This is a genomic window from Variovorax trehalosi, assembly GCF_051216415.1.
Classification (GTDB): domain Bacteria; phylum Pseudomonadota; class Gammaproteobacteria; order Burkholderiales; family Burkholderiaceae_C; genus Variovorax.
In genome coordinates this window covers 249705-271776 of record NZ_JBPJZG010000001.1, presented here as the reverse complement: position 1 = coordinate 271776, position 22072 = coordinate 249705, and the positions used below count along the sequence as shown (strand labels likewise).

The following is a 22072-nucleotide window of genomic DNA, read 5'->3' as shown; positions in this document are numbered from 1 at the left end:
AAGGGCCCCGAGGGGCCCTTTGTCATTCCAGGTCGAAGACCGCAATCGACTCGACGTGCGCCGTGTGGGGGAACATGTTGACCACCCCCGCGAAGGTGCATCGATATCCCGCCTGATGCACCAGCAAGCCCGCATCGCGCGCAAGCGTCGACGGGTTGCAGCTCACATAGACGATGCGCTTCGGCGGCGTCCAGCCATCGGCGCGAAGCTCGGGCTGCTGATGCAGGTCGGCCATCGCCTTGGCGAGCGCAAAAGCACCTTCGCGCGGCGGATCGACCAGCCACTTGTCGGCGCTGCCATCGGCCACCAGCATGGCAGGCGTCATCTCGAACAGGTTGCGCGCGACGAACCGTGTCGGCGAAAGCGCCCGTCGAGCGCTCGTTGCAGGCTGGTTCTTCTCGAAGTTGTCGGTCGCGCGTGCCACCAGCGTGTCGCTGCCTTCGATGCCCAGCACCTCGCGCGCCTGGCTCGCCAGCGGCAAGGTGAAATTGCCCAGGCCGCAAAACCAGTCGATGACCCGTTCGTCGGACTGCACATCGAGCAGGCGAAGCGCCTTGCCCACCAGCGCGCGGTTGATGTGCGGATTGACCTGCGTGAAATCGGTCGGCTTGAACGGCATCGTCACGCCGAATTCGGGCAAACGGTATGCGAGTGGCGTGCCGCCTTCTTCCAGCAGCTTCACCGTCTCCGGCCCCTTGGCCTGCAGCCACCATTGCACGCCTTCATTCTTGGCAGCAAACGCCTTCAGCCGGACGATGTCGGCGCCTGAGAGGGGCTGCAGGTGCCGCAGCACCAAGGCGATGGTGCCGAGCGCCGTGGAGCCCGGCGCATCACCGCAGGCCAGTTCGATCTGCGGGCAGGTCTCGCGCGCGTCCATCGAGCCGATCAGCGCGCGCAGGGGCATCAGCATGTCGCTGACCTGCCTGGGCAGCACCGGGCACACCTGCATGTCGGCCAGGTAGCGGCTCTTGCGCTCGTGAAAGCCGATCAGCACCGTGCCCTTCTTGATCACATGGCGCACCGACAGGCGCGCGCGGTAGCGGTAATGCCATGCCGGCCCTTCGAGCGGGCGCAGCACGTTGTCGGGGCGCACCTTGCCCAGGTGCCACAGGTTGTCCTCCATGGCGCGCTGCTTCACGGCCACTTGCGCGGCCGCGTCCAAGTGCTGCATCTTGCAGCCGCCGCAGGCGCCGGTGTGCAGGCCAAAATGCGGGCAACCCGGGCGCACCCGCTGCGACGATTCGCGCCGGATGTGGGTGACCGTGCCCTGTTCCCAGTTGTTCTTGCGGCGATGGACGTTGAACTGCACTTCCTCGAAAGGCAGCGCGCCTTCGATGAAAACGACCATGCCGTCGGCATTGTGGGAAACGCCCTGCGCGTCGAGGTCGAGCGACTCGACCTTCAACCATTCTTCGCCGGGTTTCGTGGGGACTTTCTTTTCTTCGATGGATTCCGTCATCCCCCGATTGTCTCAGCGCGGCCATCCCTGCTTTTTTGCCCCGCTAGAACAGCGCATCCCGCTCGATGCCCGAACGCGCCAGCTGGCGCCGCATTTTGGCCAGCGCCTCGTTCTGGATCTGCCTCACGCGCTCTCGCGTGAGGCCCAGGCGCACACTCAGCACCTCGAGCGTTTCGGGCTCGCGGTCATGCAGGCCATACCGCCCCTCGAGCACCTCACGCTCGCGCGCGTCAAGCGCGTGGACCCACTGGTCGAGCAACCGCTCCACCTCGTGCGCCTGCGTCACGCCGCTCGGGTTGCCCTGCTCGTCGTCGGATGCCACCGTGTCGGCGAGCGTGAAACCCTCGTCTCCGCGCGCATCCCCGGCGTCGAGCGAGCGCGGCGCCTCAGAGAGAGCCAGCAGGTCGGCCACCTCCTGCACGTCGCGGCCGAGCAGCGCAGCGATGTCCTCCACGCGCACGCCGTCGGGGCGGCGTGCGACAAACTCCGCATCGCCTTCGAGCGCACGGCGCGCGCGCAGCACCTGCTGCAGTTCGCGCACCACATGCACCGGCAGGCGAATCGCACGCGCCTGCGTCATGACGGCGCGTTCAACCGACTGGCGGATCCACCAGGTCGCATACGTTGAAAAGCGGAAACCGCGCTCGGGCTCGAACTTGGTGATGGCATGCATCAGCCCGAGATTGCCCTCTTCGATAAGGTCCGACAGCGGCACGCCGCGCCCCAGATACCCCTTGGCAATGTTCACCACGAGCCGGAGGTTGTGCTCGATCATCGATTGACGTGCCGCGAAGTCCCCGGACCGCGCAGCGCAGGCGGTCTGGAATTCCTCATCGGGCGTGAAGAGCTCGGTGCGCCGGACCTGGCGCAGGTAGATGGTCAATGCATCTGCGCCTTCGCCGCCGATCAGCTCGGCCATGGCGCCGCGCGGCAACGCCGCGTTGAGCTCTACAGGGTCGGCTGGAAGGCTCTCGTCGGGCGAGACTTCCTTGTCGCCGGAAGACCGGCCGCCTCTGCCCGCCAGCCCGCGCACGGGCAGCGTGCGACGAGGGCGGGAGGCAGCCATGGCATCACCGGCCGGGCAGGTAGCGTGACGGGTCGACGGGCTTGCCCTGGCGGCGGATCTCGAAATGCAGCTTCACGCGATCGGCGTCGCTGTTGCCCATTTCGGCGATCTTCTGGCCCTTCTGAACCGACTGGTCTTCCTTCACGAGCAGCGCCTGGTTGTGCGCATACGCCGTGAGGTAGGTGTTGTTGTGCTTCAGGATGATCAGGTTGCCATAGCCGCGCAGGCCCGCGCCGGCATACACCACGCGACCATCGGCTGCGGCCAGCACGGGGTCGCCCGCCTTGCCGCTGATGTCGTAGCCCTTGTTCTTGGCTTCGTCGAAGCCGGCGATCAACGAACCGCTCGCGGGCCAGATCCAGCCGAGGTCTTCGTCGCCAGAGCTTCCGCTGCCGGGACTTGCCGGAGAAGCCGTGACAGGCGCCGCCGGCTTCACCGGTGTGCTTGCACCGCTACCCGGAACGGCTGCGATCACCGGCGGCGGCGTCACCGGCTTGGTGACAGCACCTTCCGAACCCGAAACGGCAGGAGCGGTTGCAACGGCCGTGCCCGAGCCCGACGGCGGAATCACGCGCAGCACCTGCCCCACTTCGATCAGGTCGGGGTTGTCGAGGTTGTTCCAGCGGGCGATGTCCTGCCAGCGTTGTCCGGTTTCGCTGCCGATGCGGCGGATCGTGTCGCCGGGTCGCACGGCGTAGTAGCCCGGCTTGCCGTAGTTCTCGATGCCCTGGAGCGGCTTGCCGTTGGCATCGACGGTGATGGGAGAACCGCCTGGCGTGACACCGGGCGCCCGCGTCATCGTGCCGCGGTCCTCGACGGGCGCTGGCCCGCGCGGTGTGGAGCAGCCCGCGATCACGAGCACAACGGCCAACGTGATGCCCGCGAACAAACTCCGATTGCCAAAACCCTGCATTTGTTATTCCTTCAAGCGATGCCCGATTTTAGGGGGACAAAGTGAACCGCCTCAAGAATGAGGCGCTCCAGTCCACGAGCGGTCTTGTCGATGACGACCAGGGCCTGTCCGCCCTTGGCCGAATGGGTAGGCGCAACGATGCGCCCACCAACCGCGAGTTGTTCGATCCAGGCCTCTGGAACGGCTTCGCCGCCGGCCGCCGCAATGATGCCCGCGTAGGGCGCGCCCTTGGCATAGCCGACCATGCCGTCGCCCAGCATCAGGTGCACCGTCGCCAGCCGGAAGTGCCGGAGGTTGGCCCGGGCGCGCTCATGCAGGCCGCGCAAGCGCTCGATGCTGTAGACCTCGGTCGCCACATGGTTGAGCACCGCGGCCTGGTAGCCGCAGCCGGTGCCGATCTCGAGCACGCGGCCGAGGCGCTCTTGCGGCTTGCCAGCCAGCGCGGGCGCTGCGAGCAGCAGTTCGATCATTCGGGCGACCACGCTCGGCTTGGAGATCGTCTGTCCCAGGCCGATCGGCAGGCTGGTGTCTTCGTAGGCCTGGTTGACCAGCGCGCTGTCGACGAAGCGATGCCGCTCGACGGCGCCCATCGCGCGCAGCACGCGCGGATCGGAAATGCCCTGCGCCGCGAGCTTCTGCACCATGCGCGCGCGCACAGCATCGGAAGCCATCGAGGGCGTGGACGGCACCATGGGCTTGGCCGGCACGGCGGGCATGCGCCCGCGCGTGGCAGCCGAAGCAGTGGGTGTCAGGCGAACCGGGAAACTGGGCCGTTGCGTGGCCATGTCAATTGCCGAGACGGGCCACCGTCTCGCGCCATTGGCCCAGGTTGGCGTGGTCGGTCAGGTCGATCTGCAATGGAGTCAGAGCGATGTGGCCGGAAGCGGTGGCGTGGAAGTCGGTGCCCTCGCCGCTGTCCTTGGCGCTGCCCGCGCCGGCGATCCAGTACATCGTCTCGCCGCGCGGGCTGTCCTGCGTGATGACCTTCTCCGCCGCATGGCGGCGGCCGAGACGGCAGACCTTGACCGGCTTCAGCTCGTCGAACGGCCGGTTCGGCACGTTCACGTTGAGCAGGAAGGCGGGGCCGCCGATCATCTTCTCGCGCTCGATCTGCTGCACCAGACGACGCGCGACTTGCGCTGCCGCATCCACGTGCGCCCAGCCCTTTTCGATCTGCGAGAAAGCGATGGCCGGGATGCCAAAGAGGTAGGCCTCCATGGCCGCTCCGACGGTGCCTGAATAGATGGTGTCGTCGCCCATGTTGGCGCCGTTGTTGATGCCGGAGACCACCAGGTCGGGCCGGTAGTCGAGCAGACCCTTGAGGGCGATGTGCACGCAATCGGCGGGGGTGCCGGTGACGTAGCGAAACCCGTTGTGCGCCTTGTGCACGTAGAGCGGTGCGGCCAGTGTCAGTGCGTTCGACTTGGCGCTGTTGTTGTGCTCGGGTGCGACCACCTCGACTTCGGCAATGTCCTTGAGCGCGTCGTGCAGTGCGACGATGCCTGGCGCCTGGAAGCCATCGTCATTGGAAATAAGTATCTTCATGGTGCTTTTCGGTGCACCGGATTGTAGGCGTCGGGTGCGTCGCAGCAGGGACAAGGATGCTCTGCCGCGACACCTATCATGACCGCAGTCATTGCCTCAACATTACCCATTCGAAGGAGACCCGAGCATGCACGCATGGCTTTGCGAAAACCCCATTGGCGTCGACGCGCTGACCTGGAAGGAACTGCCGACACCCACGCCGGGCCCGGGGCAGGTGCTGATCGAGATCAAGGCCGCCAGCCTGAATTTCCCCGACCTGCTGATCGTGCAGAACAAGTACCAGATGAAGCCGCCCCTGCCCTTCGTTCCCGGGTCGGAATACGCGGGCGTGGTCCAGGCCGTCGGCGAAGGCGTGACGCACTTGAAAGTGGGCCAGAACGTGGCGTGCCTGTCGGGCACCGGCGGCTTTGGCACACACACGCTGGCCCCTGCGGCGCTGTGCATGCCGTTGCCCGAGGGCTTCGGTCATGTCGATGCGGCCGCGTTCATCATGATTTATGCGACCTCGTGGCACGCGCTCATGGACCGCGCACAACTCAAGGCGGGTGAAACCGTGCTGGTGCTCGGCGCGGCAGGCGGCGTGGGGACCGCGGCCATCCAGATTGCAAAGGCAGCCGGCGCCAAGGTGATTGCAGCCGCATCCACCGACGAGAAATGCGAACTCTGCCGATCCATTGGCGCAGACGCCACGATCAACTACACGACGCACGCATTGCCCAACGGTTTTCGCGATGCCATCAAGGCCGCAACCGACGGCAAGGGCCCGGATGTCATTTACGACCCGGTGGGCGGCGATTTTGCGGAGCCTGCATTTCGCTCCATTGGTTGGCGCGGTCGTTATTTGGTCGTGGGTTTTGCGTCGGGACCCATTCCATCGCTGCCATTGAATCTGACGTTGTTGAAAGGCGCTTCGCTCGTGGGCGTGTTCTGGGGCGATTTCGCGAGACGCGAACCCAAGGCCAATGCGCAGATGATGGCCGAATTGGCACAGTGGTACGGCCAGGGAAAGATCAAGCCGGTGATCGACAGCACGATGCCGATGGCCGAATTGAAGGCCGCGTATGCGCACATGGGGTCGCGCGGCGTCAAAGGAAAGCTCGTGATGGTGAACTGAGCGAAGCTCGTTTCAGCGCCAAATAAAAAAAGCCCGCATGCGCGGGCTTTTTTATTGATAAAAGTTCGGCGATTCAGGCTGCTTACTTGATCTCGTAATCAGAAAGCGACTTGCCAGCAGCCAATGCTTCGGTCACCCAGCGCGGCTTGCGGCCACGGCCACCAGACCAGGTTTCACCGGTCGGGCCGCGGTATTTGGCGGCTGCCTTGGGTGCTGCAGCACCTGCGCTGCGTTTGGCGGCTGCACCGCGGCCGCCGAGTTTCAGGTCGGAGGCAGTCAAACCGAATTCTGCGATCTTCTTGCGCAACTCCTCGATCACGCCCGCGCGTTCATGGTTGCGCAGGTCTTCAGCCTGCTTGCGCAATTGAGCAATCTGCTCGTCGTGCTTCTTGATCTGGGAATTGATATCGGCGAGGGTCGAAGCCATTGTTGGACTCCTGAAAATTGAAAACGGGTGGATTTTAATTCAATTTGCATTTGTCACAAGTGCCTCAACATCAGAAAAAATGCCTGCCCAATGGGTTGATGCAACAGCGCGCAACGCAAAGCGGGCCGTTTTGGCTCTGTATATCGAGGGAGAACAGGGGAGAAAAGTCGACGGGCAACTGCTGCAACGAGCAATGCGCCGGAAATGACAACGCCGGGTAAACCCGGCGTTGGAATCCCATGAATGCTATTGGGAAATAGCGACAGGGAGATATTTTTTGGGGTGGCTGATGGGACTCGAACCCACGACGACCAGAATCACAATCTGGGACTCTACCAGCTGAGCTACAGCCACCGCAGAGCCAGCAATTGTAGCGTCAAAAATCGCCGTTTCGGCTTCAGCAGGCTGCGACGTGGCTTGAAATTCACATTCAGCCTGCCGCCAGAGGGACCGAAGCCTCGACGCCTTCCTCTATCTTGATGGAGCCATCGGATCGCTCGCAGGTGCCAATCAAGAGGCCGCTGGCAATGGCGTGGTCGCGCAATTCGCCGATGACCTCGTCGCGACCTGGCTCCTCGGAAAACACGGGAACGCTGTCGAGCGCGAACAGCTGGAACGCGTAGCGATGCACGCCGTGGCCGGGCGGCGGGTCCGGTGGCAGCCAAGTGGCCTGCAGGCTCGAATTGCGCCCGACATGCAAACCGGCGCCTTCCTGATCGCTTCCGGGAATGGCGGCCTCCACCAACCTGTCGTCTTCAGGCCTCAGGCCGACCACGATGGCATGCACCAGTGGATTCGGCGTGGGCGAGTCGGCGTCTTCGACGATCAGCACCAGCGATGCGGCGCCCGGCGGCAACCCCGTCCATTGCAAAGGCGGCGAGACACCTTCTCCATCGGCGGTGTAGCGCGGCGGCATCGGCGCATGGTCGGCGAAAGTCACGCTGGTCAGCGCGATCGACGCCATGCCTTCGCGGAGGCCCAGCGTGTTGAAAACGATGTTGTCCAGGCCGGCGCGCACGCCCTGCAATGCGCGGCCGACGGCTTCGGGTAGTTTTTCAAGCATGCAGCCGGTATAGCCCCGCACGCATCCACACGCTGTAGGACGCCGCAGCGCTCGCGCCGCAGCCCTTGCGGCAAGATTCCTCGTTTGCATGCACCGATATGGACCACGGGTGCGACCGCTCACATGGCTCCGCTATCATCGACGCGGCCCGCGCGGACGGGCGCGGCTTTTCGCCCCCTCCACTTCACCACCAAAGGAATTTCTTCATGAGCATCGTCTGGACTATTCTGATCGGGTTCGTCGTGGGTCTGGTGGCACGCGCCGTCAAGCCGGGCGACGATTCCGCCGGCTTCATCATCACCACGCTGATCGGCATTGCGGGTTCGCTGATCGTCACCTACGTCGGCCAGGCCATGGGCTGGTACACCGCGGGCCAGGGCGCCGGCTTCATCGCTTCCGTGCTGGGCGCGATCGTGCTGCTGATCCTCTACGGCCTGATCAAGCGCAAGAGCTGATACCCCGCGCGGCCTTGCCAGCGCAGCGCGGCGAGGTCGCGAACCACATGCCTCGCAAGCCACGCGCCAAGCACCACGTCTATGTGGTCGAACTCGACGATCGCGTGTGGAACAGCAGCCGCTTCAGGCGCGCCAATCCTGACTACCAGCTCGGCAAGCCTTTCGTCTACGTGGGCATGACCGGCCTGGACCCCGACATCCGTTTCGACAAGCACAAGGCCGGAATCCAGGCCAACAGCTTCGTGCAGGAGTTCGGCTTGCGCCTGCTGCCCGCGCTCTACGAGCGCTACAACCCGATGCCCTGTGACGACGCGCGCCTGATGGAGGTCGACCTCGGCATCGCATTGCGCAAGGCTGGCTACGGCGTCTGGCAGGCCTGACGCGGCGCAGCGCGGAAGGAATCTCAGGAGTACGTGACCCAGTCCTCGTACGCCGGCCCATCGAGATGCGGCAGCGTGTTGTAGGTCACCAGCATGTGTCGCTTCGGCGTGAAAGCGAACTCCGTCACCGAGGTGTTGCGGATGCGCAGGTTGAGTTCGATGGTCGTCTCCGCGCTCGTGCCCAGCACGTGGCCGACTGCCGTGCTGATCGGCCCTCCGCTCGACACCACCAGCACCTTCGCGCCGTGGTGCCGGTCGCGCACATGGTCCAGCGCCGTCGTCACGCCGGCAAGAAAGTCGACATAGCTCGGCATCCCGACCGGCGCTGTCTTGCCCTGCATCCAGGCACCCAGGCCCTGGCGCAACAGGCGGAAGTGATGCCGGTACATCTCGGGCGAATCTGGCTTCTCGAGCTTGCCCTCATGGATCGTGGCGATGACGGCCTCGCTGTCGTACTCGTTGAGCCCGGGCCACGGCAGCACGTCGTCGCGCTCCAGCCCCAGGCCCTTGGCAATGCCTTCCCATGTCTGGCGATGCCGCTTCAAGGTGCCGGTGATGACGGCATCGAACACGATGCCGCGCTCGCGCCAGTACTCACCCAGGCGCACGGACTGCCGATGCCCGAGTTCGCTCAGGTTGTCATAGTCGGCAGCGCCGAAACTGGCTTGCCCATGGCGCACGAGGTAGAGGGTTCCCATGCGCCGGATTCTGGCAAGAAGCGCAGGCCGCGCTTGTCCCACGTGCGACCAAAAAAAGCCCGGGTCATCGACCCGGGCGTTCGCTTGCTGAGCAGCCTCGCGTCAGCGCGCGGATGCAACAGGCAGCGTGTCCGCCGGCTTCGGCACGAGGATCTCGGCCTTGAAGCGTTCCTTCAACAACTTGTAGTACGCATCGGCCTCGGCCGCAGTCACCGACTGGCCGACCTGCGCGCTCTCTTGCTGCGCCTGCTCAGGCGGCGGCGGCGTGCGCGGAACCACCTTGGTCACACGCACCACCACGTAGCCTTGCGTGCCAAGGTCCACGCCCACGAGCGAAGGCAGCTTGGCGGCATCGGCGCGCAACGCGGCATCGATCACGGGAACAGGCTGCGACTGCGCTTCGATGCGCGAGACCGTGACTGGCGCGCCGAAGGTTGCGCCGTCCGCCTTGGCGGTCCAGGCCGCGAGCTTGGCTTCGCCTTCGGTCTTGGCCAGCACCGCGGCACGCTCGGTAATGAGCTGCGCGCGGATCTTGTCCTTGACCTCGGCCAGCGGGATCGGATGCGCAGGCGTGTACTGCGTCACGCGGCCTGAGGCGAGCTGGCTTGAGCCGACCTCGATCGCCTCGGTGTTCTGCTTGCGCTCGAGCGAGTCGCTGGCATACAGCGCGCTCAGAAAGTTGCGGCTGGCCAGCGGACCCTTGGCGCCCGGCGCGGGAATGCGCGGGACATTGGTCGCGGTCTGGATCGTGAGCTTGAGCTTTTCCGCGGCAGGCTTGAGGCTGTCGGGCTGCTGATAGACCGCATCGGTGAAGGCCTCGGCGGCCTTCGCGAATTCCTGCGCGGCCTGCGCGGCGCGGACTTCGCTCTCGATGGTGGCGCGCACCTGCTCGAACGGCGGCACCACCGCCGGCTTGATGTCGACGAGGTGGATGATGTGATAGCCGAACTCGGTTTCGACAAGGCTGCTGATCTCACCCTTCTTCAACGCGAACATCGCGTCTTCGAACGGCTTGACCATCGCACCCCTGGTGACGAAGTCGAGGTCTCCGCCCTTCTCGGCCGAGCCCGGGTCCTGCGAGTTCTTGCGCGCCACGTCGGCGAAAGTGTTCGGCGCCTTCTTCACGTCGGCGAGCAGTTGCTCGGCCTTGGCCTTCGCCTTTTCGCGATCGGCGGCGGGCATGCTGGCCGGTGCGGTGATCAGGATGTGGCTGGCGCGACGCTCTTCCTTCGTGCCGAAGCGCGCGGTGTTCTGTTCGTAATAGGTCTTGAGGTCGGCCTCGCTCACGACGACGTTCTTCTTGGCTGCATCGAGGTCGAGCAACAGGTATTCGATGTTGGCCTGCTCGGGCGCCTGGAACTGCGAGGTGTGGTCCTTGTAGTAGGCCTCGATGTCGGCATCGCTCACGGTCACCTTCGAGGCAAAGCTCTCGGGGGCGAAGCGCGCGACCTGGATTTCGCGACGGTCGTAGAAGGCGTTGACCGTGGCAGCCACCAGCGCGGGCGGCGTGAGGGCCGTGCCCGACACGCCGAGCAGCACCTGCTGCGTAGACATGTCGGCGCGCACCTGTGCTTCGTACTGCTCGGGCGTGCGGCCCGTCACGCGAAGGAAGGTCTCGCGGTCGAACTTGCCGTCGGGCGTGCGGAAGGACGCGAGGCCCGGGTCCTGCGCAAAGATTCGCGAGAGGCGGTCTTCGGAGACGGTCATGTTCGCCTTGGCGGCGGCTGCGGCCAGCACGCGGTCGCGCACCATGCGCTCCAGCGTGGCATAGCGCAAGGCGTCCGAGTCGAGCACCGTCGGATCGACGTTGGGCGACTGCTGGCGAATGCGGTCCGTCTCGATGCGATGCTGCGCATCCCACTCGGGCTTCGTGATGTCGTGGCCCTCGATTCGGGCCACCTTCTCGTCGCTGCCGGAGCCCTGATAACGCTCGACGCCGAAGAGCACGAACGAGGGAATGATCAGCAAGAACAAGAAAATCATGACGATCTTGTTGTACTTGCGGAAGAAATCAAACATGCTTGAACACTCTTTTTCGACGGATGTCGGACGGCAATAAAAAAGGCGAACTGGTGTTCGCCTTTGCATCTGGGTGGTGGTGGGTGCTGAGGGGCTCGAACCCCCGACCTACGCCTTGTAAGGGCGCCGCTCTACCAACTGAGCTAAGCACCCCACCGGGAATACTTTCCGAGTCTAGTCTCAGTTCAGCGCATCTTTCAGCGCCTTGCCCGGACGGAACTTCGGAATCTTGGCTGCCTTGATTTTAATCGCGTCGCCGGTGCGGGGATTCCGGCCGGTGCGGGCGGCCCGTTTGCCTACTGCGAAAGTGCCGAAACCGACGAGCGAAACAGAGCCGCCCTTTTTGAGCGTGGTACGAATGGCGCCGATGGTGGATTCGAGCGCACGGGTGGCAGCTGCTTTGGAAATATCGGCGTTCTTTGCGATGTGCTCAATCAGTTCGGTCTTGTTCACAAGGGCCCCTTGTAGAGAAAAAGTTGGTCGGCTTTCGTCAGCTGCGACCTGGCCGCGACGGGTGCGACTCAAGAGCTTGGCAGGCCTGACGCCTCGGCAGCGCACTGCCAGCGAGGATTACAACCACTGCCCTGCAGGGTGTCAATAAGACACGAAGCCATGCAAAACAGCGGAGCGCGCGATTTTAGGGGCGTTTCGTCGCGCACTTTTCGGCTCACTTCGTGAAGTACTTTTCAAAGCGCTTCAGCGATGGCCTTTCCGAGGTCGCTCGTGCTCGCATTGCCGCCGATATCTGGGGTACGTGGTGCTCCGCTTTGGGGCGCGAGCACCTTTTCGATGGTCGAGAGGATCGCGTCATGCGCCTCCTTGTGGCCGAGGAATTCCAGCATCATCGCGCCGCACCAGATCTGCCCGATCGGGTTCGCGATGCCCTTGCCTGCGATGTCGGGCGCCGAGCCGTGCACCGGTTCGAACAGCGAGGGCGTGGTGCGCTCGGGGTTCAGGTTGGCGCTCGGTGCGATGCCGATGGTGCCGGTGCAGGCCGGGCCGAGGTCCGAGAGGATGTCGCCAAAGAGATTGCTCGCGACCACCACGTCGAAGAAATCGGGGCGCTGCACGAAGTGCGCGGTGAGGATGTCGATGTGGAACTTGTCCAGCTTCACGCCGGCGTAGTTCTTCGCCATCTCGGCCACGCGCTCGTCCCAGTAGGGCATGGTGATCGAGATGCCGTTCGACTTGGTGGCGCTCGTCAGGTGCTTCTTCGGCCGCGATTGCGCGAGCTCGAATGCAAACTTGAGCACGCGGTCAACGCCGATGCGGGACATCACCGTTTCCTGCACCACGATCTCGCGCGGCGTGCCTTCGTACATGCGCCCGCCGATGCTCGAGTACTCGCCTTCGGTGTTCTCGCGCACGATGTACATGTCGATCTCGCCGGGCTGGCGCGGCGTGCCATCGCGGCGCACCACGGGCGCGACGATGCCGGGCATGAGGCGCGCGGGACGCAGGTTGATGTACTGGTCGAACTCGCGGCGGAACAACAGCAGCGAGCCCCAGAGCGACACGTGATCGGGAATCTTCTCGGGCCAGCCGACCGCGCCGAAGAAGATCGCATCATGGCCGCCGATCTGGTCCTTCCAGTTGTCGGGCAGCATCTTGCCGTGCTTCTCGCAGTAGTCCCAGCTGGAGAAATCGAAGTGGTCGAACTTCAGGTCGATGCCGAACTTGCGTGCCGCCGCGTCGACGACGCGCAGGCCCTCGGGCATGGTTTCCTTGCCGATGCCGTCGCCGGCGATGACTGCGATTCTGTGGGTGCTCATGGGGTGGCTCCTGCGGGTTGGAGAGATGAAAAGAATGCGAGCGCCTCGGCGAGCAATTCGGCCGGGGCTTCTTCGGGAACATAGTGACCACACGGCAGCGCGTGGCCCGACACGTCATTGGCGCACGCGCGCCACAGCGCGAGCACGTCGAAGCACTTGCCCACCGCGCCGTGCTCGCCCCACAGCACGCGCAGCGGCTGCGCGAGCTTGCGTCCGGCGGCGAGGTCCGCGCGGTCGTACACGAGGTCGATGGTGGCGGAGGCGCGATAGTCCTCGCAGATGGATTCGGCCGTGCCAGGGATGCGCGCGCAGCGCTCGTATTCGGCCAGCACTTCAGGCGCGAATGGCGTGAGGCCCGCGTGCCGCCCGCCCATCACGCTGCGCACGTAGCGCACCGGATCGGAGGCGATCAGCGCCTCAGGCAGCGGCGGCGGCTGGATCAGGAAGAACCAGTGCCAATAGGCTTTCGCGAAGGCCTCGGTGGTGTTCTCGTACATCGCGAGCGTCGGAGCGATGTCGAGCAGCAGCATGCGCTCGACCGCCGAAGGATGGTCCGCCGCGAGCCGGTGCGCCACGCGCGCGCCGCGGTCGTGGGCGAGCACGCCGAAGCGTTCGAAGCCGTGGTGCCGCATGGCGGCGATCGCATCGAGCGCCATCTCGCGCTTGCTGTAGGCCGCGTGATCGGCATCGGGCGCCGGACGACCCGAGTCGCCGTAGCCGCGCAGGTCCACCGCGACCACGGTGAACTGCTCGGCCAGTTGCGGTGCCACGCGATGCCAGATCGCATGCGTCTGCGGATGTCCGTGCAGCAGCAGAAGCGGTGCGCCCTTGCCGCCGATGCGGCCATGGATGCGCACGCCGTTGCGCTCGATGTCGAAGGTGGGGAATGAGAGGAAAGAGGCAGTCACGGAACGATTGTGCGTTGCGCCCTCGCGATCATCAAGCAACAATCAGCCAATTCATACTTTCCGGATTGGCATGAATCCCTCCTCGCTGGAACGCAGCGATCTCGAACTGGTGCTCGCGATTCGCGACCAGGGCAGCCTTGCCGGCGCGGCCGCCACGCTCGATGTCGTGCCCTCCGTCATCACTAAGCGGCTCGGGGCGCTCGAAGCGCGGCTTGGGCAGCGGTTGTTCGACCGCACCACGCGGCGGCTCAGCGTCACGGCCGAGGGTGAGGCGGTGTGCCTGCATGCGCGCACATTGCTCGAAGGCTTCGCGGCGCTGGAAAGCGAACTCGGCGAACGGCAGAACGAACTGGTCGGCACGATCCGCCTCGCCGCCACCTTCGGCTTCGGCAGGCGCTGGCTCGGGCCGACGCTGGCCGCCTTCCAGGCCCGCCACCCTGCCCTGCAGATCGAACTGCTGCTGACCGAGCAACTCCCCGACCTCGGCGCCGAAGGCTACGACGGCGCGCTCTGGCTGTGGGCCGTGCAGCAGCACCGCGCGGCCGACTGGGTCACGCGACGCATCGCGCGCAACCAGCGCGTGCTGGCGGCATCGCCCTCGTACATCGCGCAACACGGCGTGCCGGCCACGGTCGACGCACTCACCGCGCACGCCTGCCTGGTCGCGCGCGAGAACGGCGAGGTCAACCAGCGACAGTTCGCGCTCTGGACACTGCGCCATGCGCGCGACGGCAGCACCGCGCGCGTTCGCGTGCAGGGGCCGCTCGCGAGCAATTCAGGGGAGATGGTGCGCGACTGGTGCATGGCGGGCCACGGCATCATGCTGCGCAGTCTGTGGGACATCGCGCCGCAACTTGCCAGCGGCGAACTGGTGCGCGTGCTGCCGCAGTACGTGATGCCCGATGCCGGCATCCACTGGGTCGCCCCCTGGCGGCCCAAGACGCCGCGCCGCGTGCGCCTCTTGCTCGATCACCTGGCCGAGCAGTTTCGCGGCGAGCCGTGGAAGCCGGCGAAGACAGCGGCGCGCTGAGGCTCAGCGTTCGCTGCGCACCACCAGGCTCACGCCGACCGCGGTGAGCCCGATGCCCAGCAGCGTCACCAGCGTGATCGGCTCGCCGAACAGCAGCCACGCCATCACTGCGGTGCATGGCGGCACCAGGTACAGAAGGCTCGTGACCGCAGTCGCAGTACCGCGCTGGATCAGCATGTAGAGCAGCGAGCTGCCGCCCAGCGACAGCGCCAGCACCGACCAGGCCATCGCGCCGGTCGAATGCGCGTTCCATTCGATGCCTTGCGACTCCATGGCCGCGAAGGGCAAGGTCACGAGCAGCGCCGCCGCCATCTGCACCGCACTCGCGCTGCCCACATCGCAGGGGGCAACGAAGCGCTTCTGGTACAGCGTGCCCGCCGTGATCGAAAGAAGCGCGAAGACTGCGAGTGCCATCGTCAGCGCATTGACCTCCGCGCCCTGCCCGAACTTGCGCGAGACCACGAGCACCAGCCCTGCAAAGCCCAGAACCAGTCCGGCCCACTGCCGCTTCGAAATGCGCCCGCCGTTGAACGACAGCCAGATCGCGGTGAGCACCGGCTGGACGCCGACCAACAACGCCACGAGCCCTGCACCCATTCCCGCATGGACCGCGGCCCAGACGCCGCCCAGATAGCCCGCCTGCATCAAAACGCCAGTAACTGCGAGATGGCCCCATTGCGAACGCTCCTTCGGCCAGGCGACCTTCGCGAGCGCAACCCAGACGCCGAAGCACACGAGCGACAGTGCATAGCGCACAGCAAGGAACTTGAGAGGCGGCGCATACGGCATGCCATAGCGCGCGACGATGAAACCCGTGCTCCAGATCAGCACGAAGACCGCCGGCATGGCCCGGAGCCAGCCCGAGCCTCGTGCCGTGGCCGCCACCGTCATTTGGAGTGGGCCCGGATCTCGGGAATGGCCTTTTGCAGGTAATAGACCATCGACCAGACGGTGAGCACCGCCGAGATCCAGATCAGCCACTGGCCCCAGAGGCCGGTGTCGATCACCTTGAAGAGGTGCCCGTCATAGAGCAGGAAGGGAATCGCGACCATCTGCACGGTCGTCTTGACCTTGCCGATCATGTGGACTGCCACGCTCTTGCCGGCGCCGATTCGCGCCATCCATTCGCGCAGCGCCGAGATGGCGATCTCGCGCCCGATGATGATGAGCGCCACAAACACATCGGCGCGCTGCAGGTGCACGAGCACCAGCAACGCGGCGCATACGAGGAACTTGTCGGCCACCGGATCGAGGAAGGCGCCGAAGGCCGAGGTCTGGTTGAGCTTGCGCGCCAGGTAGCCATCGAGCCAGTCGGTGGCCGCGAAGACGATGAACATGACCGTGGCGATCAGGTTGCGCATCGGCTCGGCGATCGGCAGGTAGAACACTCCGACGATCAAAGGGATCGCGACGATGCGCGTCCAGGTCATGATGGTCGGTAAGGTCCAGAACATCGCTTGATTGTGTCATGGCGGGATGACCCCACCGGGTTGCCCATCTCTCGGTGCTGGCTCAGTGCAGGGCCTTGTAAATTTCCTCGGCCAGTTCGGCGGCGATGCCCTCGACCGAGGCGATGTCTTCCATGCTCGCCGCCGCCACGCCGCGGATGCCGCCGAAGCGCTGCAGCAGGCGCGCTCGGCGCTTCGGGCCGATGCCCGGAATATCTTCCAGCTGGCTGCCGCCCACCCGCACCTTCGCGCGCTTGGCCCGCATGCCGGTGATGGCGAAGCGGTGCGCCTCGTCGCGGATCTGCGCCACCAGCATCAGCGCTGCCGAATCCTTGCCCAGGTAGACCTTCTCGCGGCCGTCGGCGAACACGAGTTCCTCGAGGCCGACCTTGCGGCCCTCGCCCTTCTCGACGCCGACGATCAGCGACAGCGGCAGGCCCAGTTCGCTGAATACCTCGCGCGCCATCGACACCTGGCCCTTGCCGCCGTCGACCAGCACCAGCTCGGGCATGCGCGCGGTCCGGGTCTTGGGCGCCGCCTCACCGCCCTCGATGCTTTCGCTCTCTGCGTCGCCGGGCGGCAGCGCTTCGGTCTCGGCCGCCATCGCCTCGGCCAGCTTGCCATAGCGGCGGTGCAGCACCTGACGCATCGCGGCGTAGTCGTCGCCCGGCGTGATGCCCTCGATGTTGTAGCGGCGGTATTCCTTGTTCTGCATCGTGTGGTGCTCGAACACCACGCACGAAGCCTGCGTGGCCTCGCCCGCGGTGTGCGAGATGTCGAAGCATTCGACGCGGAAGTTGTCCAGGTCGTCGCACGCGAGTTCGAGCGCCTCGACCAGCGCGCGGGTGCGCGCCTGCTGCGAGCCTTCTTCGGCCAGCAGGCGAGCCAGTTGCAGGCCCGCATTCGTCTCGGCCATCTCGAGCCAGTGGCGGCGCTGCTCGCGGGGCTGGAACACCGCCGTCACGCGCGCGCCGGCTTGCAGCGAGATCGCCTCGATCAGCTCGCGGCTCACCAGATGGCTCAACACCAGCGTGGCCGGCACCGGCACGTCGATGTAGTGCTGGGCGATGAAAGCTTCGAGCACCTGCACTTCGATCGGGTCGGCCGCGACCGCTTCCACGCCCTCTTCCGCATCCACGTCCATCTCGCCGTGGTGGATCTGCGCCGCGTCTTCCACGTGCACCGGAAAGTAGGGCCGGTCGCCCAGGTGCCGGCCGCCGCGCACCATCGCGAGGTTGACGCAGGCCTTGCCGCCCTGCACCTTGACCGCGAGGATGTCCACGTCCTTGTCCGACGCGATCTCGATCGACTGCTGGTGCAGCACCCGCGAGATCGCCGACATCTGGTTGCGCAGCTCGGCCGCCTGCTCGAATTCGAGCTTCTCGGCGTGCGTGGTCATGCGCTGTTCGAGCCTGGAGAGCACGAGCTGCGTGTCGCCCATCAGGAAGGCTTCGGCGCTGGCCACGTCCTGTGCATAGGCCTCAGGCGTGATGTAGTCCACGCAGGGGCCGGTGCAGCGCTTGATCTGGTACAGCAGGCAAGGCCGCGTGCGGTTGGCGTACACCGTGTCCTCGCAGGTGCGCAGCTTGAACACCTTCTGCAGCAACTGGATCGACTCCTTGACCGCCCAGGCGCTCGGGTAGGGCCCGAAGTAGCGGTGCTTCTTGTCGACCGAGCCGCGGTAGTAAGCAAGCCGCGGAAATGCGTGCGACGCGATCTTCAGGTAGGGGTAGCTCTTGTCGTCGCGAAACAGGATGTTGTAGCGCGGCTTGAGCATCTTGATCAGGTTGTTCTCGAGCAGCAGTGCCTCGGCCTCGGAGCGCACCACGGTGGTCTCCATGCGCACGATCTTCGAGATCATGTGGCCGATGCGGGTGCCGCCGTGGCTCTTCTGGAAGTAGTTGGCGACCCGCTTCTTGAGGTTGCGCGCCTTGCCCACGTAGAGCACCGCGCCGGCAGCGTCGAAGTAGCGGTACACGCCCGGCAGTTGCGGCAGCGCCGCGACCTCGCTGAGCAATTGATCGGAATGCACGTCTGACATGGCGGCTATTGTGGCGTGCACGCGAGGCCCGCGTCGCAGGCTGCGCGCAAACCCCGAGGTGGCTGGAATGAAATGTGCTGATGATGCAAAGACGGCGCGAGGAGCGCCCGTGTCATTTCACCAAAACCATTCGGGAAGATTTCCATGACGAAGAAGATCCAGGCGCGTGCCTGGTGGGTGCTCTCACCCCTGGCGCTTGCATTGACCGTGGCCAGCTGCGGCGGCGGTGGCAGCGGGCAGAACAACGATGCTGCGCTGATCGCGTCGATCGTCGCCATCAACGCGGCCAACGACGCTGCGGCTGCGGCCGAAGCCGCCAAGGGCTGCCTGATCGGCGACAGCGGCACGCCTGTCGTGGTGGGCTCCGGCGATCCGGGCGACCCCGCCGCACCCGAACCGGCCTCGGGCTACGTGCTCGGCCACAAGCTGATCTACGCGAAGAATTACATGGTGGTGGCCAATCATCCGCTGGCCACGCGCGCGGGCTGCGACGTGCTCAAGGCCGGCGGCAGCGCGGTCGACGCGGCGGTGGCAGTGCAGGCCGTGCTCGGCTTGGTCGAGCCGCAATCGAGCGGCCTGGGCGGCGGTGCGTTCATGCTTCACTACGACGCGAAGACGAAGAAGGTACAGGCCTACGACGGGCGCGAAATGGCACCTGCCGCAGCCACCGAAAACTACCTGCGCTACGCCGTGCAGACCGATTCAGCCAGCGGATTGCCCAAGCCCAGTGCCCGAGCCAGCGGCCGCTCGATCGGCACGCCGGGCGCGGTGCGCATGCTCGACATCGCCTACAAGGACCACGGCAAGCTTCCCTGGAAGAACCTGTTCAGCTACGGCATCACTCTGGCATCGGACGGCTTCTCGATCGGTGGCCGCATGGCCGCCGCGATCGCCTCCTCGGAAGCCAGCCTGAAGCGCGACGCGGAGGCGACGGCCTACTTCTTCAACGCCGACGGCACGCCCAAGGCGCTGGGCACGAAGCTCAAGAACCCGGCCTATGCCAAGACGCTGACCACGCTCGCGACCGAAGGCGCCAACGCCTTCTACACCGGCCCGATCGCGCAGGCCATCGTCGACAAGGTCGGCATCACGACCGCGGCCAGCGACGGCTCGGCCATCACGCCCGGCGTGACGACCATGGCCGACATGGCCAACTACGTGGCCAAGCGCCGCGACCCGGTCTGCGGCACCTACCGCGACTACTACGTGTGCAGCATGTCGCCGCCGTCCTCGGGCGGCATCGCCGTGGTGCAGGCGCTGGGCATCCTGGAGACCTTCAACATGGGCCTGTACAAGCCCACCGCCATCGACATCGAGGGCGGCAAGCCGACGGTGATGGGCGTGCACCTGGTGAGCGAGGCCGAGCGCCTGGCCTATGCCGACCGCGACAAGTACGTGGCCGACACCGACTTCATCCCGCTGCCGGGCGGCTCGCCCGACACCATGCTCAACAAGCCCTACCTGCAACAGCGCGCCAGCCTGATCAGCCTGTCCAAGAGCATGGGCGTGGCGCCGGCGGGCAATCTGGGCAGCGTGCCCCTGGGCGTCGACAAGACCGAGGAGCACGGCACCACGCACTTCACCGTGGTCGACAAGGAGGGCAACGTCGTGACGATGACGACCACGGTCGAAAGCACGCTCGGTTCGTTCCACATGACGCAGGGCTTCATGCTGAACAACCAGCTGACCGACTTCGCGGCCAACCCGAACGACACCGTGGACCCGAGCATCAAGGTCGCCAACCGCGTCGCCCCGGGCAAGCGCCCGCGCAGCACGATGGCGCCCACAATGGTGTTCAGGAAGAACGGCGACGGCAGCATGGGCGAATTCGTGATGGGCACCGGCTCTCCGGGCGGCGGCACGATCATCCAGTACGTGGTGAAGACCGTGGTCGGCGCGCTCGACTGGGGCCTCGATGCGCAGCAGGCGACCTCGCTGGTGGACTTCGGCGCCACCAACAGCCCGAGCACCAACGTGGGCGGCGAGCACCCGGCCATCGACACCTCGAATTCGGGCAACAACGATCCGCTGATCACCGGCCTGCGTGCGCTCGGCCACACGGTGAGCTTCGGGCCGCAGTCCAGCGGCATCAGCACCATCATCCGCACGAACGTGGGTGGCAAATCGGTGCTCACCGGCGGCGCGGACCCGCGGCGCGAAGGCATCGTGCTGGGCGATACCTTCACGCCCTGACGGCAAGAAAGCGCAGAGGGCAAGCACCGCGCCTGCCCTATGCCTGATTACTTCGCGACTTCCGACACCAGCCGGTAAAGGAACTCGCGGCCGTCGTAAAGGCGCTGGATCTCGATGCGCTCGTCCAGCCCGTGCGCACGCGCATCGGCCGGCTCCAGGAACATGCCGGTCACGCCGTACATCGGGATGCCGGCATTGCGCAGGAAGCGGCTGTCGGTGGCGCCGGTGCTCATCGCGGGCACCACGGGCACGCCGGGCCACATCTGCTGGGTGAGCGATTCCACCGTCTTCACGAGGTCGCCGTTCAGCGGCGAGGCCGGGCTGCGCAGCGGCTTGCCCATGTTGCGCACCACGATCTTGTCGTTGCCCACGGCCTGGGTCAGCAGGCGCTCGACTTCCTCGGGGTCGTCGTGCGGCAGGATGCGGCAGTTGACCGTGGCCTTGGCCGATTGCGGCAGCGCGTTCTCGGCATGGCCGGCCTGCACCATCGTCGCCACGCAGGTGGTCCGCAACTGCGCGTTGTAGGCCGGGTTGGCCGTCATGCGTTCGAGCACGCCGGCATCGGGGGTGCCGCTGCCGATGGCGCGCATGTCGTCGGCCAGCTGACCGGTGGCAAAGGGCGCGCTGCGCGCGAAGTAGGTCTTGGTGACATCCGCGAGCTTGATCGGGAAGGCGTAGTTGCCCACCCGCTCCAGCCCCGCGGAGAGTGCGTAGATCGGGTTGTTCTTCGTCGGCACCGAGCTGTGGCCGCCCACGTCGCGCGCCTCGAGCATGTAGGTGGTGTACATCTTCTCGGCCACCTGCATGCGGTGCAGGTTCGGCTTGCCGCCGCGCAGCTCGCCGCCGCCGCCCTCGTTGATGCCGAACTCGGCCTGCAGCAGCTCGGGCTTGTTGCTGATGAGCCAGAAGGCGCCGTTGCTCAGCGCATCGCCGCGCTCTTCGTCGGCGGTGAGCGCCAGGATGATGTCGCGGCTGGGCTTGAAGCCCTCCTGCTTGAGCTGCCCCAGCACCGACACCAGCGCCGAGGCCATCGCCTTGTCGTCGATGGAGCCGCGCGCGGTGAAGTAGCCGCCGGTTTCCTGCAGCTTGAACGGGTCGGTCTTCCAGTCTTCGCGCCGGGCCTCGACCACGTCGATGTGGGCCAGGAGCAGCAGCGGCTTCTTGCTGCCGTTGCCCTTGAAGCGCAGCACCAGGTTGCCCTTCTTCGGGAAGGGTTCGAAGATCTGGATGTCGCCGGGCGCGAAGCCCGCTTCGACCAGGCGCTTTTCCATGGCGCGCGCCGCCAGCGTGTTGTCACCCGTCGAGTGGGTGGTGTTGATCTCGATCAGTTCCTTGTAGATGTCGTGGAAGCGCTGCTGCTGCGGCGTGAGCGACGTCGGCGCGGTGCTCGTCTGGGCCGACGCACCGGTCATGCCGGCGATGCCGCACAGGGCCAGCGACAGGGCGAGCACGGTCTTGGTGGAACGAAGGGAAAACTGCGAACGGGTCTGCATCCTCATGGTCTTTCTCTCTCCGGTGGTTGTTGTGGCGGCCAGCATAGC

General features: G+C 65.7%; 21 protein-coding genes and 2 tRNA genes. 5 read left to right on the top strand and 18 right to left on the bottom strand.

What is annotated here, in order from left to right:
- Positions 1–22 precede the first annotated feature (22 nt).
- Genes rlmD through surE form a run of 5 tightly spaced genes read right to left on the bottom strand, consistent with a single transcriptional unit; the run spans position 23 to position 4983 of the window.
- Complete coding sequence (gene rlmD, locus ACSFA7_RS01300; RefSeq protein ID WP_435497718.1) at positions 23–1459, bottom strand: 23S rRNA (uracil(1939)-C(5))-methyltransferase RlmD; 1437 nt, start codon at positions 1457–1459, stop codon at positions 23–25.
- Positions 1460–1502: 43 nt separating this feature from the next.
- Positions 1503–2525 (bottom strand): sigma-70 family RNA polymerase sigma factor, encoded by a 1023-nt coding sequence (locus ACSFA7_RS01295; RefSeq protein ID WP_435497717.1) that lies wholly within the window; start codon positions 2523–2525, stop codon positions 1503–1505.
- 4 nt (positions 2526–2529) lie between these two features.
- Complete coding sequence (locus ACSFA7_RS01290; RefSeq protein ID WP_435497716.1) at positions 2530–3438, bottom strand: peptidoglycan DD-metalloendopeptidase family protein; 909 nt, start codon at positions 3436–3438, stop codon at positions 2530–2532.
- A gap of 11 nt (positions 3439–3449) precedes the next feature.
- Positions 3450–4223, bottom strand: a complete 774-nt coding sequence (locus tag ACSFA7_RS01285; RefSeq protein WP_435497715.1) for a protein-L-isoaspartate(D-aspartate) O-methyltransferase — start codon at positions 4221–4223, stop codon at positions 3450–3452.
- A 1-nt stretch (position 4224) separates the two neighbouring features.
- A complete protein-coding gene (gene surE, locus ACSFA7_RS01280; protein ID WP_206178240.1) occupies positions 4225–4983 on the bottom strand; it encodes a 5'/3'-nucleotidase SurE in 759 nt (252 codons plus the stop codon).
- A gap of 127 nt (positions 4984–5110) precedes the next feature.
- Between surE and ACSFA7_RS01275 the strand changes: the two genes are divergently transcribed.
- Positions 5111–6097 (top strand): NADPH:quinone oxidoreductase family protein, encoded by a 987-nt coding sequence (locus ACSFA7_RS01275; protein WP_435497714.1) that lies wholly within the window; start codon positions 5111–5113, stop codon positions 6095–6097.
- An 82-nt stretch (positions 6098–6179) separates the two neighbouring features.
- Here ACSFA7_RS01275 and ACSFA7_RS01270 read toward each other — a convergent pair whose 3' ends face one another.
- The 3 genes from ACSFA7_RS01270 to ACSFA7_RS01260 all read right to left on the bottom strand — a co-directional run bounded on the left by ACSFA7_RS01270 (position 6180) and on the right by ACSFA7_RS01260 (position 7587).
- Entirely contained in the window at positions 6180–6524 is a 345-nt protein-coding gene (locus ACSFA7_RS01270) for an H-NS histone family protein (protein ID WP_206178239.1), read from the bottom strand.
- Between the two features lie 278 nt (positions 6525–6802).
- Positions 6803–6878 (bottom strand) — tRNA-His (locus ACSFA7_RS01265).
- A 76-nt stretch (positions 6879–6954) separates the two neighbouring features.
- Complete coding sequence (locus ACSFA7_RS01260) at positions 6955–7587, bottom strand: YbhB/YbcL family Raf kinase inhibitor-like protein (protein WP_435497713.1); 633 nt, start codon at positions 7585–7587, stop codon at positions 6955–6957.
- Between the two features lie 206 nt (positions 7588–7793).
- Between ACSFA7_RS01260 and ACSFA7_RS01255 the strand changes: the two genes are divergently transcribed.
- On the top strand, positions 7794–8042 hold the full coding sequence (locus tag ACSFA7_RS01255; RefSeq protein WP_435497712.1) for a GlsB/YeaQ/YmgE family stress response membrane protein: 249 nt from the start codon (positions 7794–7796) through the stop codon (positions 8040–8042).
- A 47-nt stretch (positions 8043–8089) separates the two neighbouring features.
- Entirely contained in the window at positions 8090–8422 is a 333-nt protein-coding gene (locus ACSFA7_RS01250) for a hypothetical protein (protein ID WP_435497711.1), read from the top strand.
- A gap of 23 nt (positions 8423–8445) precedes the next feature.
- On the opposite strand, the gene ACSFA7_RS01245 is transcribed toward ACSFA7_RS01250, so the two are convergent.
- The 6 genes from ACSFA7_RS01245 to ACSFA7_RS01220 form a co-directional block, all read right to left on the bottom strand.
- Positions 8446–9120: a histidine phosphatase family protein gene (locus ACSFA7_RS01245; protein WP_435497710.1), complete on the bottom strand. Its 675-nt coding sequence runs from the start codon at positions 9118–9120 to the stop codon at positions 8446–8448.
- Positions 9121–9222: 102 nt separating this feature from the next.
- Positions 9223–11139 (bottom strand): SurA N-terminal domain-containing protein, encoded by a 1917-nt coding sequence (locus ACSFA7_RS01240; RefSeq protein ID WP_435497709.1) that lies wholly within the window; start codon positions 11137–11139, stop codon positions 9223–9225.
- A 77-nt stretch (positions 11140–11216) separates the two neighbouring features.
- Positions 11217–11292 (bottom strand) — tRNA-Val (locus tag ACSFA7_RS01235).
- A gap of 27 nt (positions 11293–11319) precedes the next feature.
- Positions 11320–11592: an HU family DNA-binding protein gene (locus tag ACSFA7_RS01230; RefSeq protein ID WP_007830705.1), complete on the bottom strand. Its 273-nt coding sequence runs from the start codon at positions 11590–11592 to the stop codon at positions 11320–11322.
- 233 nt (positions 11593–11825) lie between these two features.
- The gene (locus ACSFA7_RS01225) at positions 11826–12911 is read right to left on the bottom strand and encodes a tartrate dehydrogenase (protein WP_435497708.1); all 1086 of its coding nucleotides are present in this window, start codon (positions 12909–12911) and stop codon (positions 11826–11828) included.
- Complete coding sequence (locus tag ACSFA7_RS01220) at positions 12908–13819, bottom strand: alpha/beta fold hydrolase (RefSeq protein WP_435497707.1); 912 nt, start codon at positions 13817–13819, stop codon at positions 12908–12910. Before ACSFA7_RS01220 ends, ACSFA7_RS01225 begins: the two co-directional genes overlap by 4 nt.
- Before the next feature lie 70 nt (positions 13820–13889).
- Between ACSFA7_RS01220 and ACSFA7_RS01215 the strand changes: the two genes are divergently transcribed.
- Complete coding sequence (locus ACSFA7_RS01215) at positions 13890–14849, top strand: LysR substrate-binding domain-containing protein (RefSeq protein WP_435497706.1); 960 nt, start codon at positions 13890–13892, stop codon at positions 14847–14849.
- A 3-nt stretch (positions 14850–14852) separates the two neighbouring features.
- On the opposite strand, the gene ACSFA7_RS01210 is transcribed toward ACSFA7_RS01215, so the two are convergent.
- The 3 genes from ACSFA7_RS01210 to uvrC are packed head-to-tail and all read right to left on the bottom strand — an operon-like array spanning position 14853 to position 18338.
- Complete coding sequence (locus ACSFA7_RS01210; RefSeq protein WP_435497705.1) at positions 14853–15740, bottom strand: DMT family transporter; 888 nt, start codon at positions 15738–15740, stop codon at positions 14853–14855.
- Positions 15737–16303, bottom strand: a complete 567-nt coding sequence (gene pgsA, locus ACSFA7_RS01205; protein ID WP_093434251.1) for a CDP-diacylglycerol--glycerol-3-phosphate 3-phosphatidyltransferase — start codon at positions 16301–16303, stop codon at positions 15737–15739. The genes ACSFA7_RS01210 and pgsA overlap by 4 nt, the downstream gene beginning before the upstream one ends.
- Positions 16304–16361: 58 nt before the next feature.
- Positions 16362–18338, bottom strand: a complete 1977-nt coding sequence (uvrC, locus tag ACSFA7_RS01200; RefSeq protein ID WP_435497704.1) for an excinuclease ABC subunit UvrC — start codon at positions 18336–18338, stop codon at positions 16362–16364.
- Between the two features lie 144 nt (positions 18339–18482).
- Between uvrC and ggt the strand changes: the two genes are divergently transcribed.
- The gene (gene ggt / locus ACSFA7_RS01195) at positions 18483–20531 is read left to right on the top strand and encodes a gamma-glutamyltransferase (protein ID WP_435497703.1); all 2049 of its coding nucleotides are present in this window, start codon (positions 18483–18485) and stop codon (positions 20529–20531) included.
- A gap of 47 nt (positions 20532–20578) precedes the next feature.
- On the opposite strand, the gene ACSFA7_RS01190 is transcribed toward ggt, so the two are convergent.
- Positions 20579–22030 (bottom strand): M20/M25/M40 family metallo-hydrolase, encoded by a 1452-nt coding sequence (locus ACSFA7_RS01190; RefSeq protein WP_435497702.1) that lies wholly within the window; start codon positions 22028–22030, stop codon positions 20579–20581.
- Positions 22031–22072 lie beyond the last annotated feature (42 nt).

Excerpts from the sequence above, each read along its gene's own strand:
- ggt (WP_435497703.1), top strand. The coding sequence starts at position 18,483 with ATGACGAAGAAGATCCAGGCGCGTGCCTGGTGGGTGCTCTCACCCCTG.
- ACSFA7_RS01250 (WP_435497711.1), top strand. The coding sequence starts at position 8,090 with ATGCCTCGCAAGCCACGCGCCAAGCACCACGTCTATGTGGTCGAACTC.
- uvrC (WP_435497704.1), bottom strand. The coding sequence starts at position 18,338 with ATGTCAGACGTGCATTCCGATCAATTGCTCAGCGAGGTCGCGGCGCTG.
- ACSFA7_RS01295 (WP_435497717.1), bottom strand. The coding sequence starts at position 2,525 with ATGGCTGCCTCCCGCCCTCGTCGCACGCTGCCCGTGCGCGGGCTGGCG.
- ACSFA7_RS01210 (WP_435497705.1), bottom strand. The coding sequence starts at position 15,740 with ATGACGGTGGCGGCCACGGCACGAGGCTCGGGCTGGCTCCGGGCCATG.
- ACSFA7_RS01270 (WP_206178239.1), bottom strand. The coding sequence starts at position 6,524 with ATGGCTTCGACCCTCGCCGATATCAATTCCCAGATCAAGAAGCACGAC.
- ACSFA7_RS01225 (WP_435497708.1), bottom strand. The coding sequence starts at position 12,911 with ATGAGCACCCACAGAATCGCAGTCATCGCCGGCGACGGCATCGGCAAG.
- ACSFA7_RS01190 (WP_435497702.1), bottom strand. The coding sequence starts at position 22,030 with ATGAGGATGCAGACCCGTTCGCAGTTTTCCCTTCGTTCCACCAAGACC.
- rlmD (WP_435497718.1), bottom strand. The coding sequence starts at position 1,459 with ATGACGGAATCCATCGAAGAAAAGAAAGTCCCCACGAAACCCGGCGAA.
- ACSFA7_RS01285 (WP_435497715.1), bottom strand. The coding sequence starts at position 4,223 with ATGGCCACGCAACGGCCCAGTTTCCCGGTTCGCCTGACACCCACTGCT.
- ACSFA7_RS01260 (WP_435497713.1), bottom strand. The coding sequence starts at position 7,587 with ATGCTTGAAAAACTACCCGAAGCCGTCGGCCGCGCATTGCAGGGCGTG.
- ACSFA7_RS01245 (WP_435497710.1), bottom strand. The coding sequence starts at position 9,120 with ATGGGAACCCTCTACCTCGTGCGCCATGGGCAAGCCAGTTTCGGCGCT.
- pgsA (WP_093434251.1), bottom strand. The coding sequence starts at position 16,303 with ATGTTCTGGACCTTACCGACCATCATGACCTGGACGCGCATCGTCGCG.
- ACSFA7_RS01290 (WP_435497716.1), bottom strand. The coding sequence starts at position 3,438 with ATGCAGGGTTTTGGCAATCGGAGTTTGTTCGCGGGCATCACGTTGGCC.
- surE (WP_206178240.1), bottom strand. The coding sequence starts at position 4,983 with ATGAAGATACTTATTTCCAATGACGATGGCTTCCAGGCGCCAGGCATC.
- ACSFA7_RS01215 (WP_435497706.1), top strand. The coding sequence starts at position 13,890 with ATGAATCCCTCCTCGCTGGAACGCAGCGATCTCGAACTGGTGCTCGCG.
- ACSFA7_RS01255 (WP_435497712.1), top strand. The coding sequence starts at position 7,794 with ATGAGCATCGTCTGGACTATTCTGATCGGGTTCGTCGTGGGTCTGGTG.
- ACSFA7_RS01240 (WP_435497709.1), bottom strand. The coding sequence starts at position 11,139 with ATGTTTGATTTCTTCCGCAAGTACAACAAGATCGTCATGATTTTCTTG.
- ACSFA7_RS01275 (WP_435497714.1), top strand. The coding sequence starts at position 5,111 with ATGCACGCATGGCTTTGCGAAAACCCCATTGGCGTCGACGCGCTGACC.